The sequence below is a fragment of the Mesorhizobium norvegicum genome (genome assembly GCF_004919685.1).
In the GTDB taxonomy this organism is placed as follows: Bacteria; Pseudomonadota; Alphaproteobacteria; order Rhizobiales; family Rhizobiaceae; genus Mesorhizobium; species Mesorhizobium norvegicum.
In genome coordinates, this window is the sequence record NZ_SMYZ01000078.1 from 1 (window position 1) to 12,382 (window position 12,382).

The following is a 12,382-nucleotide window of genomic DNA, read 5'->3' on the forward strand; positions in this document are numbered from 1 at the left end:
TGGTTGACGCTGCAGCGTCATTTGACGGCAATCGGCTTGCGGCGACAGAGGCATCGTCACGCGCCTTGCCGCGGGACCATGCCGGCCTGTCGATTTCGGTGGTCTACGCGGACGGACTCGCGGCCTATGCCGAGTTCTGCCGCTCGGCCCTGTTTGCACCACCGCAGAGTGCTGCCTGGATCCTGAACTGGGCGGCTGCGGTCGAACCGGATCTGCTCGTCGCGACGCTGAGTGTCGAAGGCAGACCGGTTTTTTCGCTGGCCCTGGAGGTCACTGCCAGCGGTCCGTTCCGCGTCGCCCGCTTCATGGGTGGCCGCCACGCCAATGGCAACTTCGTCGCCGCGCATCCACACTGGCTGGCCAGAGCGGATATCCCGGCCATCCGAGCGATGCTGGCGGCCATCGCCAAGGCACGTCCGGACGTCGATCTCGTCGCACTGGAACGATTGCTGCCCGATCTCGATGGCGTCGCCAACCCCCTCGCCTCCCTCGACCATTTTGCCAGCCCCAATCTGTCGCTGGCCGTCGACCTCGCCGGCGGCTTCGATGCGCTGCTTTCTCGCGCCAGCGGCAAACGCAAGCGCAAGAAGCACCGTTCGCAGATCCGGAAGTTCGAGGCCGTCGGCAGCCATCGGCGCATCGAGGCGCGCACCGCCGACGAGGTGGACAGGCTGCTCGACGCTTTTTTCGAGATGAAGGAACTCCGCTTCCGCAAGATGGGCATCGCCAACGTCTTCGGCGACGGGCAGGTGCGCGGCTTCTTTCGCTCGCTGTTTGCGCTAGCGCTTACCGAGGCCGAGCCTTCCTTCGTGCTGCACGGGCTCGAGGTTGCCGGCAAGCTGCGCGCCATCACCGGGTCGAGCCGCTCCGGCAAGCGACTGATCTGCGAGTTCGGCGCGATCGCCGAGGACGATCTCGGCCACACCAGCCCCGGCGATTTTCTGTTCTTCGACAACATCCAGGAAGCCTGCGAGACCGGCTTCGAGGTCTATGATTTCTCCGTCGGTGACGAGCCTTACAAGCGGCTGTGGTGCGATATCGAAACCCGGCATTTCGAGGTGCTGATCCCATTGACGCTTAAGGGCCGCGCGCTGGCGCTGATGCTTCGGCAAGGTGCACGGCTCAAGGCCTTCATCAAGAACAACCCGACGATCTGGAAGCTGACCAAGATGCTGCGCCGCAAGGCGGTCGGACAGGCGGCATCCACTGCCGGCGAAGACGACAGCTAGCTCTCAGAAATTGAGGGCTTCCCTCAGAGCCGGGCCGGCCCTGACGCGCAAATCCAGATCGGCCTCGATATGATCGATGTGGTGCAGCATCAACCGGCTCGCCAGCCCGCAATCACCGCTTCCCAGCGCGCCGACAATTTCCGTGTGCTCGCTATGGCCGCAGGCTGAAACGCCGGAACGCCCGTAAAGGGCAATGACCAATGAAGAGCGCGCCACCAACTCCTCCATGAAGCGCTGCAGGATGGCATTGCCGGCAACGGCGGCGAGCAGCAGGTGGAAGTCGCCCGACGCCTTGATTTCGGAGCGCCGCGCGGTCGGGCCGCGCTCAGCAATGAAGCGCCCCTCCTCGTCGAGCTGCGCCTTGAAGGCAGCGATGTCGGCGGCGGTGACGCGCCCGCAGGCGGCAATGGCAATGCCTGGTTCGATCAGCCGGCGCGAGGCGAACACCTGGCGCGCTTCCTCTGGCGACGGGTTGGCGACGAAGGCGCCACGGTTGCGCTCGGTGCGCACGAGGCCCTCGAAAGACAGCATCTGCAGGGCCGCGCGTGCAACGGTGCGGCTGACATCGAACAGCGTGCCGACCTCGCCTTCCGACAGTTTGGTGCCTGGGGCCAGCCGGCGGTCGACGATGGCGTCGCGCAACTGATCGCGGATCGCTTGCGCGCGGTCCTGCGTGGCGCTGTCGGTAGCGGAATAGATCTGGTCGGCGATGTTCATGGCGGCAATTCTTTCCATTCCCTTCTAACGCGACTCCTGACGCCAGCACGAGAGGCAAAGTGGACACGAAGGCAAAAAAGATTGCATACGATTTATGTGCATATCGCCGACAATCGCCCATAATTTGTGCAATGCACAAAGCAGCCCGTCTGATAGGCATCGCCCAAAAATCCCGATTTTCCCGACGATTCAAGTGCTTGGCCGGTCATCTCGCGATTGGCACGCATGATGCATTGGTTAATGCGACCAAACGGGGAAGCCTGATGTCCAAAGCCGCCGAAATCGACATTGTGTCCGTTTCGAAAGTCTATGGAACGACGACCGCCGTCGAGGACATCAGCCTGAAGATCCCGGCGGGAACCTATTGCTGCCTGCTCGGTCCTTCCGGCTGCGGCAAGACCTCGACGCTGCGCATGATCGCCGGCCATGAGAGCATTTCATCAGGCGATGTCCGCCTCGGCAATGTGGTGGTGACGGACCTGCCGCCGGCCAGGCGCGGCACGGCGATGATGTTCCAGTCCTATGCGCTGTTCCCGCATCTCGACCTGATCGACAATGTCGCCTTCAGCCTGAAAATGAAGGGCGTCGACAAGGAAAAGCGCCGTGCCAAGGCGCTGGACATGCTCAAGCTGATGCAGATGGAGGCCTATGCCAAGCGCCGACCGGCGCAGCTTTCCGGCGGCCAGCAGCAGCGCGTGGCGCTGGCGCGTGCGCTGATCACCGATCCCGAGGCGTTGCTGCTCGACGAACCGCTATCGGCGCTCGACCCGTTCCTGAAGATCCGCATGCGCGCCGAGCTGAAGAAGCTGCAGACCTCGCTCGGCATCACCTTCGTCCACGTCACCCACAGTCAGGAGGAGGCGATGGCTCTCGCCGACCTGATCGTGGTGATGAATGACGGCCGCATCGAACAGGCGGCCCCGCCGCGCGATGTGTTCGAGCGGCCGGCGACGGCCTTCGTCGCGCGCTTCATGGGCGACCACAACGTGATCTCCGGCCGGGTCACCGGTGAGCGCGACGGCATGGTCGTCTTCGACGTCAATGGCGGCGCCTCGCTTGCCGCCAGCGGCCAGCCACAGGAAGTGGGGGCGCCAATCGACATCGCCATCCGCACCGACCATGTGCGCTTCGGCGAGCCGCCCTCGCCCGGCCTCGGCTTCACCGGCATCGTCTCCAACATCGAATATCGCGGCGCCACGGTAAAGCTCTCCGTCACCGGCGCCGGCATCGACGACTTCACCGTCATTGTCGACGATTCCGACTTCTTCGCCAGACCCGTCGCCATTGGCGACGCCGTACCGCTGGCCTGGGATTGCGAGGACGCCATCGTTCTCGGCCGCCTTCATTCATGACGTCAACGAAGCAAAACAAGACAGGGGAATAGGCATGACAAACACCAAAGAAACCAAGACCGGCATTTCGCGCCGTTCGCTGCTCAAGACGGGTGCTGCCGCCGTCGGCCTGGCCGCCGGCTCAGGCGCCATAACAGGCTTTCCGACCATCTGGGCGCAGTCCAACATCACGCTGCGTCAATTCGGCACCGGCGTGTCGAACCTCAACGCCATCGCCGACAAGTGCAAGGCAGACCTCGGCATCACTCTGGAAATGACCGCGACCGATTCAGACGCGGCCGCCCAGCGCGCCGTGACCCAGCCGGACAGCTACGACATCGCCGACATCGAATACTGGATCTGCAAGAAAGTGTTCCCGAGCGGCGTGCTGCAGCCGATGGATGTCAGCAAGCTGAAATATTACGACGAACTGGTGCCGCTGTTCAAAACCGGCAAGCTGACGCCCGACAGCGTCATCGCCCAGGGCACCGCGCCGCACACGGTCGGCTTTGTCGAGGCGCAGGACTCGAAGGTCTTCGCCAAGGCGCCGACCAACTGGTTCACCATGGTGCCGACCATCTACAACGCCGACACGCTGGGCATCCGCCCCGACCTCGTCGGCCGCGACATCACCACCTGGGCCGACATCATGGATCCGGCCTTCAAGGGCAAGACCGCGATCCTCAACATCCCCTCCATCGGCATCATGGACGCGGCGATGATCATGGAAGCCATGGGCAACATCAAATATGCCGACAAGGGCAACATGACCAAGGAGGAGATCGACAAGACGATCGACTTCCTGATCAAGGCCAAGCAGGACGGCCAGTTCCGCGCCTTCTGGAAGTCCTTCGACGAGAGCGTCAACCTGATGGCGTCGGGCGAAGTCGTCATCCAGTCGATGTGGTCACCGGCCGTCGCCGCCGTCCGTTCCAAGGGCATCGCCTGCCGCTTCCAGCCGCTCAAGGAAGGTTACCGCTCATGGGGCGGCGGCCTCGGCCTTGCGGCACATCTCTCGGGCGCGCAGCTCGATGCGGCCTATGAGTACATCAACTGGTACACGTCGGGCTGGGTCGGCGGTTATCTCAACCGCCAAGGCTACTATTCGGCCAACATGGTCTCGGCCAAGAAGTTCATGACCGAGGACGAATGGGGCTACTGGATCGAAGGCAAGCCTGCCAAGGGCGACATCAAGGCGCCCGACGGCACGGTCATGGAAAAGGCCGGTGCCTTGCGTGACGGCGGCTCGTTCGAAGAGCGCATGGGCCATGTCGCCTGCTGGAACTCGGTCATGGACGAAGACCGCTACATGGTGAAGCGCTGGAACGAGTTTATCGCGGCGTAGGGAACAAGCGCCCCTCCTCTTCCCCTTCTCCCCTTGTGGGAGAAGGGAACGCGGTTCAGGCCGCATCGCCAAAACCGAGAGTACTGATGACAGTCGCGCTCGAACGTCCTGCAATCGCCGCCGCCAAGCCCACCAGGCGCCGCCGCTTCTCCATCGGCGCCGTCACGCCCTATCTCCAGTCAGCCCCCCTCGCCATCATCCTCGGCGCATTCTTGCTCTTGCCCATCATCATGATCGTCGTCGTTTCCTTCTGGGACTACGATTTCGCCGCCATGTATCCGGATCTCCTGACCACCAACTATTCCGACGTGCTGGGCTCCTGGGTCACCTGGAAGACCTATCTCAACACGCTGAAATTCGCGGCCATCGTCTGGGCGCTGACCTTGTTCATCGGCTTCTGGGTCGCCTATTTCCTCGCCTTCCACATCCGCACTGCGGCCATGCAGATGGTGCTGTTCCTGGTCTGCACCGTGCCGTTCCTGACCTCCAACATCATCCGCATGATCTCGTGGATCCCGGTGCTCGGCCGCAACGGGCTGATCAACTCGACGCTGGTGCATCTGGGCCTGGTGCCGAAGCCGATCGAATGGCTGCTCTATTCGGAATTCGCGGTGGTGCTGGCCATGGTGCATCTCTACACGCTGTTCATGGTGACGCCGATCTTCAACACGCTGATGCGCATCGACCGCTCGCTGGTCGAGGCCGCGCGCGACGCCGGCGCCTCGGGCTGGCAGGTGCTGTGGAACGTCATCCTTCCGCTGGCCAAGCCCGGCATGGCGATCGGCACCATCTTCGTCGTCACCCTCGTCATGGCCGACTTTTCCACCGTCCAGGTGATGTCGGGCGGGCAGAGCGCGTCCGTCGCGCTGATGATGAAGAACCAGATGTCGCTGCTGCAATATCCGGCCGCCGCCGCCAACGCGGTGGTGCTTTTGGTGCTGGTGCTCTTGATGGTCGCCGGCATCCTGCGCATCGTCGACATCCGCAAGGAGCTTTGACGTGAACCACGAAAAGCGCAGCTTCGAATTCTATGTGCTGGCGGCCTTCTTCACGCTGTTCGTGCTGTTCCTCTACGGCCCGCTGTCGGCGATCCTGATCCTGTCCTTCCAGGGCGAAACCGGCGGCCTCACCTTCCCGCTCAACGGCGTGTCGCTGCACTGGTTCGCCAACCTGTTCGAGCGCCAGGCGGTCGGCGATTTCGGCGGCAGCTTCAAGCGCTCGCTGGTGCTGGGCGTCATGGTGATGATCGTTACCGTCGCTGTGTCGCTGCTTGCCGGCCTCGCCTTCCGTCGGAAATTCCGCGGCGCCACCGCGTTGTTCTACCTGGCGGTCGCCAGCCTCGTCGTGCCTTCGATCATCATTTCGCTGGGCATCGGCGTCGTCTTTCAGCAGATCGGCTTCCGCCCGGCCTGGTACACGTCGGCCTTTGGCGCGCATCTGACCTGGACGCTGCCCTTCGGCGTGCTGATCATGTTCGCCGTCTTCAACCGCTTCTCGCCAGCCTATGAGGAAGCCGCACGTGACCTCGGCGCCACCTCCTGGCAGACCTTCGCCCATGTCGTGCTGCCGATGATCGCGCCGAGCCTGATCGGCGTCGGCCTGTTCGGCTTCACGCTCTCCTATGATGAGTTTGCCCGCACACTGATGACCTCCGGCACCTTCAACACGCTGCCGCTCGAGATCTACGGCATGACCACCAATGTGACGACACCGGTGCTGTACGCGCTGGGCACGGTGACGACCGTGTTCTCGTTCCTGGTGATCCTGGCGACGCTGGGCGCCATCCTCTATGTCGGCCGTCGCAGGGCCCGGGCCTGATCGTGCAGATATTGATAGTGAACCCCAACACGACGGCCAGCATGACCGAGACCATAGGTGCTGCGGCGCGCGGCGTCGCCGGCGCCTGGACGGAGGTCATCGCCGTCACCTCGTCCATGGGACCGGCCTCGATCGAAGGTTATTATGACGAGGCGCTGGCCGTGCCCGGTCTTTTGATGGAGATCGCCGCCGGTGAACGGCGCGGCGCGCAGGCTGCCATCATCGCCTGTTTCGACGATACCGGTCTGGATGCCGCGCGCGCGATGGCCAATATCCCCATCATCGGCATCTGCGAGGCAGCGCTCACCATGACTGCCTTCATCGCCCAGCGCTTCACTGTTGTCACCACCACAGAACGTTCGCGTGTCCCTGTCGAAGGACTGGTGCAGCGCTACGGCATGGCGGGACGCGCTCGTGTGCGCGCCGCCGACATCCCGGTGCTTGCGCTCGAAGATCCGGCATCGGGCGCGGTCGGCAAGCTGCGCGACGAAATCGCCCGGGCCATCGACGAGGACCGCGCTGAGGCCATCGTGCTCGGCTGCGCCGGCATGGCCGATCTTACGCACCGGCTGCGAGCGGAATTCGGACTGCCGGTCATCGACGGCGTCGGCGCCGCACTCAAGCAGGCCGAGGCGCTGATCGCACTCGGCCTGTCGACATCGAAGCGCGGCGCCTATGCGAGCCCGCTGGCCAAGCCCTATCGTGGTGTGCTGAAATCCTTCTCACCCGGAGCCGTTGCCGCGGAGTGAGCGCCATGAAGCCGACCATCCGCACACTGTCGCTGCAGGAGCTGGCTGTTCTCGTCGACTGGGCAGCGGCGGAAGGCTGGAACCCCGGCCTTGAAGACGCGGCGATGTTCCAGGCTGCGGACCCCGAAGGCTTCATCGGCGCCTTTGTCGGCAACGAAATGGTCGCCGCAATCTCGGCCGTGGCCTATGGAAGCGCGTTCGGTTTCATCGGCCTCTACATCTGCCGGCCGGATAGACGCGGCAAGGGCTACGGCAAAGCGGTCTGGAATGCCGGTATGAAAAGGCTTGCAGGCAGGACCGTCGGCCTCGACGGCGTCGCCGAGCAGCAGGACAATTACCGGCGCAAGGGCTTCAGGCCGGCTTACGAGACCATCCGCTATAGCGGCCGCAAGGCAGGCCCGGCGGTCAGGGCCGATGGGTTGCGCATGATAACGACGCAGCTCGTGCCCGACGTCATCGCCTATGACTCATACTGTTTTCCGGCGCCGCGGCGGGCCTTCCTGCAGCGATGGCTGCAGGCGCCGCATCACGGGCTGGCGGCGATCAGTTCGCGCGGCACCACCGGCTACGCCGTGGCGCGGCCGTGCCGCTCCGGCTTCAAGATCGGCCCGCTGTTTGCCGACGACCTGGAAATCGCTCTGCAATTGCTGGACGGACTGGCTGGTGCCTGCGGGGGCGGCGACCTGCATATCGACGTCCCCGCCGATAACATCGGGTTCGTAGCTGCGCTCGAGGCGGGCGGCTTTGCGCCGACCTTCACCACCACCCGCATGTACAAGGGCCTGGCTCCGAAGCTTGGGCTGCAGCGGCTGTTCGGCGTCACGACCCTGGAACTGGGATAGAGATCGGACGGGCCCCCTGAACGGGCCTCCGCCAGGCGATCCGCGGCTCTCTCAGGCGGCGGCAGTGCGCCGTCCCGGCACCGGATTGCCGGGCGGTTCGTGGCCGAGCGGCGTCACCAGCGTCAGGTCGGGATAACCGTTCTCGATCAGCCTGACCGCAGCCTGCGTCACCTCGTCGTCCGGCTCCAGCATGGAGAGAAAGACCTCGGTGGCATCGCCGGCCAGACGGCCGATGCCTTGCGCGTCGGCCGGTCCGCATTCGACCACGACCAGATCATAGGCTGTGGTCAGCGACTGCATGATGATCGGCAGCCGGTCGGCGGCGCGCATGGCGCGGACCGGATCGGCGGTGCCGACCGGAATGACGTGACAGTCCGAGTAGAGATCGGCGTGGATGACGTCGCTGAACTGCGCTTCCGAGGCGAGCAGATTGGTGATGCCGGGGAAAAGCCCGCTGTCCAGCATCGGCCGCGAGGCCGCCCCCGAAGCGGTGAGGTCCAGCAACAGGACGCGCAGGCCGGCGTCCGCGACCTCGCGTGCCACCAGGACCGCGGATGCGGCCGCCTCGTCGCCCTCCGGCGAGACGAATATGGCGCGCGCCGCACCGCTGGCGATCAGCTTTTCAGCAGCCTTCTCGACGTCGATCTCGCCCAGGGTGGAACGCACCGGTTCGGGCTCGGCAGCCGTCTGTTCGGCCGCTGCCTCTGGCATCGCGACCATATCAGGCGCCTCGGCCTTATAGGGCATCGCGGCCGTGTGGAGCTCGGCCTCCGCTTCAGCCAGACGGTCCCCCATTTCCTGGCGAACGACGGAATCCTGAAGGATGGCAGGTTCCTTGCGGACAACCGGCATTGCGGCCCCACCAGGCGCCTGCGCCACATGGGGCATCGCGACCTCATCGATCCGTTCGAAGCGGGAACCGGTCGCCGGGCGCATCGCACGGCCCGAAAACAGCTCCCGCAGCAGCGTCACGATGGCCATGATCAGCAGCGATGCGGCGAAAGCGGCGCCAACGATCGGCCCGACCTTCGGGAAATAGGCCTCGGAGGGAACCGACGCCTTTGAGGCGATCCGGGCATCGACCGGCAGATAGTTGCGATCCTGGCGCGAAGCCGCTTCGCGGTAGTTGGTCAGATACAGCTCGAGTTGCTGCCGTTTGGCAGTCGCGTCGCGCTGCAGCGCGTCGAGATCGACCTGCTGTTCACCGGCCTGCGCCGACGCCGCCTTCAACGTGTTGACGTCGGCGACAAGCTGGTTCTCGCGGGCCTTTGCCGTCTCGGCCTGCATCAACAGGCCTTTCATGATCTTCTGGGCCTCGCTGCGGATCTGCGCGTCGAGATCGGCCAGTTGCGATTTCAGCGCCCGAATACGCGGATGATTGCCAAGCAGCGTCGTCGACAGATCGGCGATGTTGGAGCGCAATTCGACCTGGCGCTCGCGCAAGCGCTGGATCAGGTCCGATGACAAAACCTCCGGCACGGCATCCAGCGAACCGCCATTCTGCAGCGCCCTGCGCACGCCGTCGGCTGTCGCTTCGGCCGCGGCGCGATTGGCGCGCACTTTCGACAGTTCGCTCGACAGTTCCGAAAGCTGCTGGGTGGCCAGCACCGAATTGTTGCCACCCATCAGAAGATCGGACTGTGAGCGGTAGGCGGCGACTTTCGCTTCGGCGGCCTTGACCTGCTGCTGCAGGTCGGCGATCTCGGGCGCCAGAAAGTCGGCGGCGGCGTTGTTCGATTCCAGCTTGGCCGCCCCTTGCCCCGCTATATAGGCGGCTGCAATGGCATCTGGTATGGCGGCCGCCAGCTTGGGATCTTCCGATGAGAACTCAATGGCAATGATGCGGGTCTTCTCGACACCATAGACGTTGAGCTTCTCGTGCATCTTCTTGAGGACGCGCTCTTCCGTCGGAATTTCCATCGGGTCGCTTTTCAAGCCGACGAGAACCAGAGCGCGGCTCAACGGCGACATATCGAGCGCTTCGTCGAACTCGGGCAGCTTTTCCAGGCCAAGCTTTTGCGCGACCTGCTTGAGGATTTCGTTGGAGGAAATGATCTGGACCTGGGTGGCGACGCCTTGTTCGTCGAGAATTGGCTTGTCGGTGTCGTTGTTGTTGCTGGCCGGCCGCGTATAGACGGATTCACGCGGAGCGATCTCCACCTGCGTCTCGGCCTTGTAGTGGCGGGTTGCCAGCGAGGCGAAGGCGAAGGCCAGCCCCGTCACCACCAGGACGACGACGAGAATGCGCAGCCAGTTCCTCGCCAGGCTGGCGAAGAGCTGCCTGAGATCGACGTCGACATCTGCGGCCGCGGACTGAACGGACATGCATCCCTACTCCGATACTGGGTCAGCACGCACCGTAAACAACTATGGTAACTCAGCCGTTAAGATGGCGGTAAGTTTCCGTTAGGGTTTACTGGCGAGCCACAAACAAAACCGCCAAAAATAGCAAAACTCTTGCCGATGCGCCGCGTGTCGGGCGCTCCCTTTACCGGCCATTAACCCTAACAGGATGATAACGGGCCTCGATCCCTGATGTTTGCTGCGACGCTGCAGCGGCCAGTCGAAGGTACCTGTCCGGTCATGAAAAGCACTGCTTCCCTGTTTCGCGCTCTGCTTGCCGTATCGATGCTTGCTGGCTGTTCCAGCTACCGGCCGACGCCGGCGGCTTTCCATGAGGTGCTCGATCAGCCCTATCGTCTTGGCGCCGGCGACCGCGTCCGCGTCACCGTGTTCGAGCAGGACGGGTTGACCAACACCTACAGCGTCGACCAGTCCGGCTACCTCTCCTTCCCGCTTGTCGGCGCCATTCCGGCGCGCGGCCACACCGCGCAGCAGATGGAAAAAGAGATCGCCGACAAATTGCGGCAAGGCTATCTGCGCGATCCCGACGTTTCGGTCGAGATCGACCGCTACCGGCCGATCTTCGTCATGGGCGAAGTCGGAGCCGCCGGCCAATACTCTTACGTCCCCGGCCTGACGGTGCAGAAGGCAATCGCCATTGCCGGCGGTTTCACACCGCGTGCCAACCAGGAAAGCGTCGACATCACCCGCGACATCAACGGCAAGGTGATGACCGGCCGCGTGGTCACCTCCGACCCGCTGCTGCCCGGCGATACCGTCTACGTCCGCGAACGTCTGTTCTGACAGATACCAAGTGGCGGACACACTCAGGATCGTCCATTGCTTTCGTTCACCCGTCGGAGGAATCTTCCGGCATGTGCGCGACCTGGCCGAGGCGCAGGTCGCCGCCGGGCATTCCGTCGGCATCGTCTGCGATTCGACGACGGGCGGCGCGTTCGAGGAACACCTGTTCGAGCAGATGAAGGACATGCTGGCGCTCGGCATCCATCGCACGCCGATGCAGCGCCATGTCGGCCCGGGCGACCTTGCCTCGGCCTGGCGCACCTACAGGATCATCAAGGAATTGCGGCCGGACGTGCTGCACGGGCATGGCGCCAAGGGTGGCGCCTATGCCCGTCTGTTCGGCTCATTGTTGCGGGTATCAAGGTCTCGCGTAGCCCGCCTTTATTCACCGCATGGTGGCTCTCTCCACTATGACGAGAACACGACCACCGGAAAGCTGTTCTTCGCGCTCGAGCGCTTCATGGCCCGCTTCACCGACTACCTGCTGTTTGTCTCCGACTATGAACGGCAAACCTATCGCAGGAAGGTCGGCGAGCCACCCATTCCCAACACCCTGGTCTATAACGGCCTGCGCGCCACCGAATTCGAGCCGGCGATCACCGAGCCCGACGCGGCCGATCTGCTCTATATCGGCATGATGCGCGACCTGAAGGGACCGGACATCTTCATCGATGCACTGGCCCTCGCCGGCCCCCAGTTCGGCCGCGCGCTGACCGCGGTCATGGTCGGCGACGGCGACGACCTGCCGCGTTATCACACTCAAGTGAAGCGCCTCGGGCTTGAGCGCCATGTCCGTTTCCTGCCGCCGATGCCGGCCAGGGAGGCCTTTGCGCTGGCGGCGCTTGTCATCGTTCCCTCGCGCGCCGAAGCCATGCCCTATATCGTGCTGGAAACGCTTGCCGCGGGAAAGCCGATGATCGCCACCGCGGTCGGCGGCATTCCGGAAATCTTCGGCGCCGGTTCCCCTGCCCTGATCCGGCCCGACCCGGTCGAGCTCGCCGACAAGATGAGCCAGGCGCTGACCGACCCCGCCGCCTATCGCGAGCTGATGCCCGATGGCACCGGCCTCAAGGCGCGCTTCGGCGCCGATGTGATGGCCGCCGACATCGAGAAGGCCTACTTCGCCGCGCTCGACAAATAGACGCAAGGCCAAGCTGTTTCAAAGCCACGGGTTGTTTCAAGGGTTTCTTAGCTCTCTTTTGCT

Annotated in this window: 11 protein-coding genes; 9 read left to right on the plus strand and 2 right to left on the minus strand. The window is 63.9% G+C overall.

Annotation, left to right across the window (positions count from 1 at the left end):
- A partial coding sequence (locus tag FCU66_RS29165) for a GNAT family N-acetyltransferase (protein ID WP_246094073.1) occupies positions 1-1,229 on the plus strand: 1,229 nt, incomplete at its 5' end.
- 3 nt (positions 1,230-1,232) lie between these two features.
- Here FCU66_RS29165 and FCU66_RS29170 read toward each other — a convergent pair.
- Positions 1,233-1,946: a GntR family transcriptional regulator gene (locus tag FCU66_RS29170; protein ID WP_136618101.1), complete on the minus strand. Its 714-nt coding sequence runs from the start codon at positions 1,944-1,946 to the stop codon at positions 1,233-1,235.
- 263 nt (positions 1,947-2,209) lie between these two features.
- Between FCU66_RS29170 and FCU66_RS29175 the strand changes: the two genes are divergently transcribed.
- The 6 genes from FCU66_RS29175 to FCU66_RS29200 all read left to right on the plus strand — a co-directional run bounded on the left by FCU66_RS29175 (position 2,210) and on the right by FCU66_RS29200 (position 8,031).
- Positions 2,210-3,298 carry an ABC transporter ATP-binding protein gene (locus FCU66_RS29175; protein ID WP_136618102.1) on the plus strand — a complete coding sequence of 363 codons (1,089 nt, stop codon included), beginning with the start codon at positions 2,210-2,212 and terminating at the stop codon, positions 3,296-3,298.
- Positions 3,299-3,332: 34 nt separating this feature from the next.
- Positions 3,333-4,622 (plus strand): ABC transporter substrate-binding protein, encoded by a 1,290-nt coding sequence (locus tag FCU66_RS29180; RefSeq protein ID WP_136618103.1) that lies wholly within the window; start codon positions 3,333-3,335, stop codon positions 4,620-4,622.
- Positions 4,623-4,708: 86 nt separating this feature from the next.
- Positions 4,709-5,620 (plus strand): ABC transporter permease, encoded by a 912-nt coding sequence (locus tag FCU66_RS29185; RefSeq protein WP_136618104.1) that lies wholly within the window; start codon positions 4,709-4,711, stop codon positions 5,618-5,620.
- Between the two features lies 1 nt (position 5,621).
- Entirely contained in the window at positions 5,622-6,440 is an 819-nt protein-coding gene (locus FCU66_RS29190) for an ABC transporter permease (RefSeq protein ID WP_136618105.1), read from the plus strand.
- Between the two features lie 2 nt (positions 6,441-6,442).
- On the plus strand, positions 6,443-7,189 hold the full coding sequence (locus FCU66_RS29195; RefSeq protein WP_168991883.1) for an aspartate/glutamate racemase family protein: 747 nt from the start codon (positions 6,443-6,445) through the stop codon (positions 7,187-7,189).
- A 5-nt stretch (positions 7,190-7,194) separates the two neighbouring features.
- Positions 7,195-8,031, plus strand: a complete 837-nt coding sequence (locus FCU66_RS29200; protein ID WP_136618107.1) for a GNAT family N-acetyltransferase — start codon at positions 7,195-7,197, stop codon at positions 8,029-8,031.
- A 51-nt stretch (positions 8,032-8,082) separates the two neighbouring features.
- Here the strand turns inward: FCU66_RS29200 and FCU66_RS29205 are convergent, their stop codons facing one another.
- On the minus strand, positions 8,083-10,356 hold the full coding sequence (locus FCU66_RS29205; RefSeq protein WP_136618108.1) for a GumC family protein: 2,274 nt from the start codon (positions 10,354-10,356) through the stop codon (positions 8,083-8,085).
- A 258-nt stretch (positions 10,357-10,614) separates the two neighbouring features.
- Here FCU66_RS29205 and FCU66_RS29210 point away from each other — a divergent pair, with 258 nt between their 5' ends.
- Both FCU66_RS29210 and FCU66_RS29215 read left to right on the plus strand, forming a co-directional pair.
- Entirely contained in the window at positions 10,615-11,178 is a 564-nt protein-coding gene (locus tag FCU66_RS29210) for a polysaccharide biosynthesis/export family protein (protein WP_013532220.1), read from the plus strand.
- A 10-nt stretch (positions 11,179-11,188) separates the two neighbouring features.
- Positions 11,189-12,319 carry a glycosyltransferase family 4 protein gene (locus tag FCU66_RS29215; protein ID WP_136618109.1) on the plus strand — a complete coding sequence of 377 codons (1,131 nt, stop codon included), beginning with the start codon at positions 11,189-11,191 and terminating at the stop codon, positions 12,317-12,319.
- Positions 12,320-12,382: the final 63 nt, after the last annotated feature.

Excerpts from the sequence above, each read along its gene's own strand:
- FCU66_RS29170 (WP_136618101.1), bottom strand. The coding sequence starts at position 1,946 with ATGAACATCGCCGACCAGATCTATTCCGCTACCGACAGCGCCACGCAG.
- FCU66_RS29175 (WP_136618102.1), top strand. The coding sequence starts at position 2,210 with ATGTCCAAAGCCGCCGAAATCGACATTGTGTCCGTTTCGAAAGTCTAT.
- FCU66_RS29180 (WP_136618103.1), top strand. The coding sequence starts at position 3,333 with ATGACAAACACCAAAGAAACCAAGACCGGCATTTCGCGCCGTTCGCTG.
- FCU66_RS29185 (WP_136618104.1), top strand. The coding sequence starts at position 4,709 with ATGACAGTCGCGCTCGAACGTCCTGCAATCGCCGCCGCCAAGCCCACC.
- FCU66_RS29200 (WP_136618107.1), top strand. The coding sequence starts at position 7,195 with ATGAAGCCGACCATCCGCACACTGTCGCTGCAGGAGCTGGCTGTTCTC.
- FCU66_RS29205 (WP_136618108.1), bottom strand. The coding sequence starts at position 10,356 with ATGTCCGTTCAGTCCGCGGCCGCAGATGTCGACGTCGATCTCAGGCAG.
- FCU66_RS29210 (WP_013532220.1), top strand. The coding sequence starts at position 10,615 with ATGAAAAGCACTGCTTCCCTGTTTCGCGCTCTGCTTGCCGTATCGATG.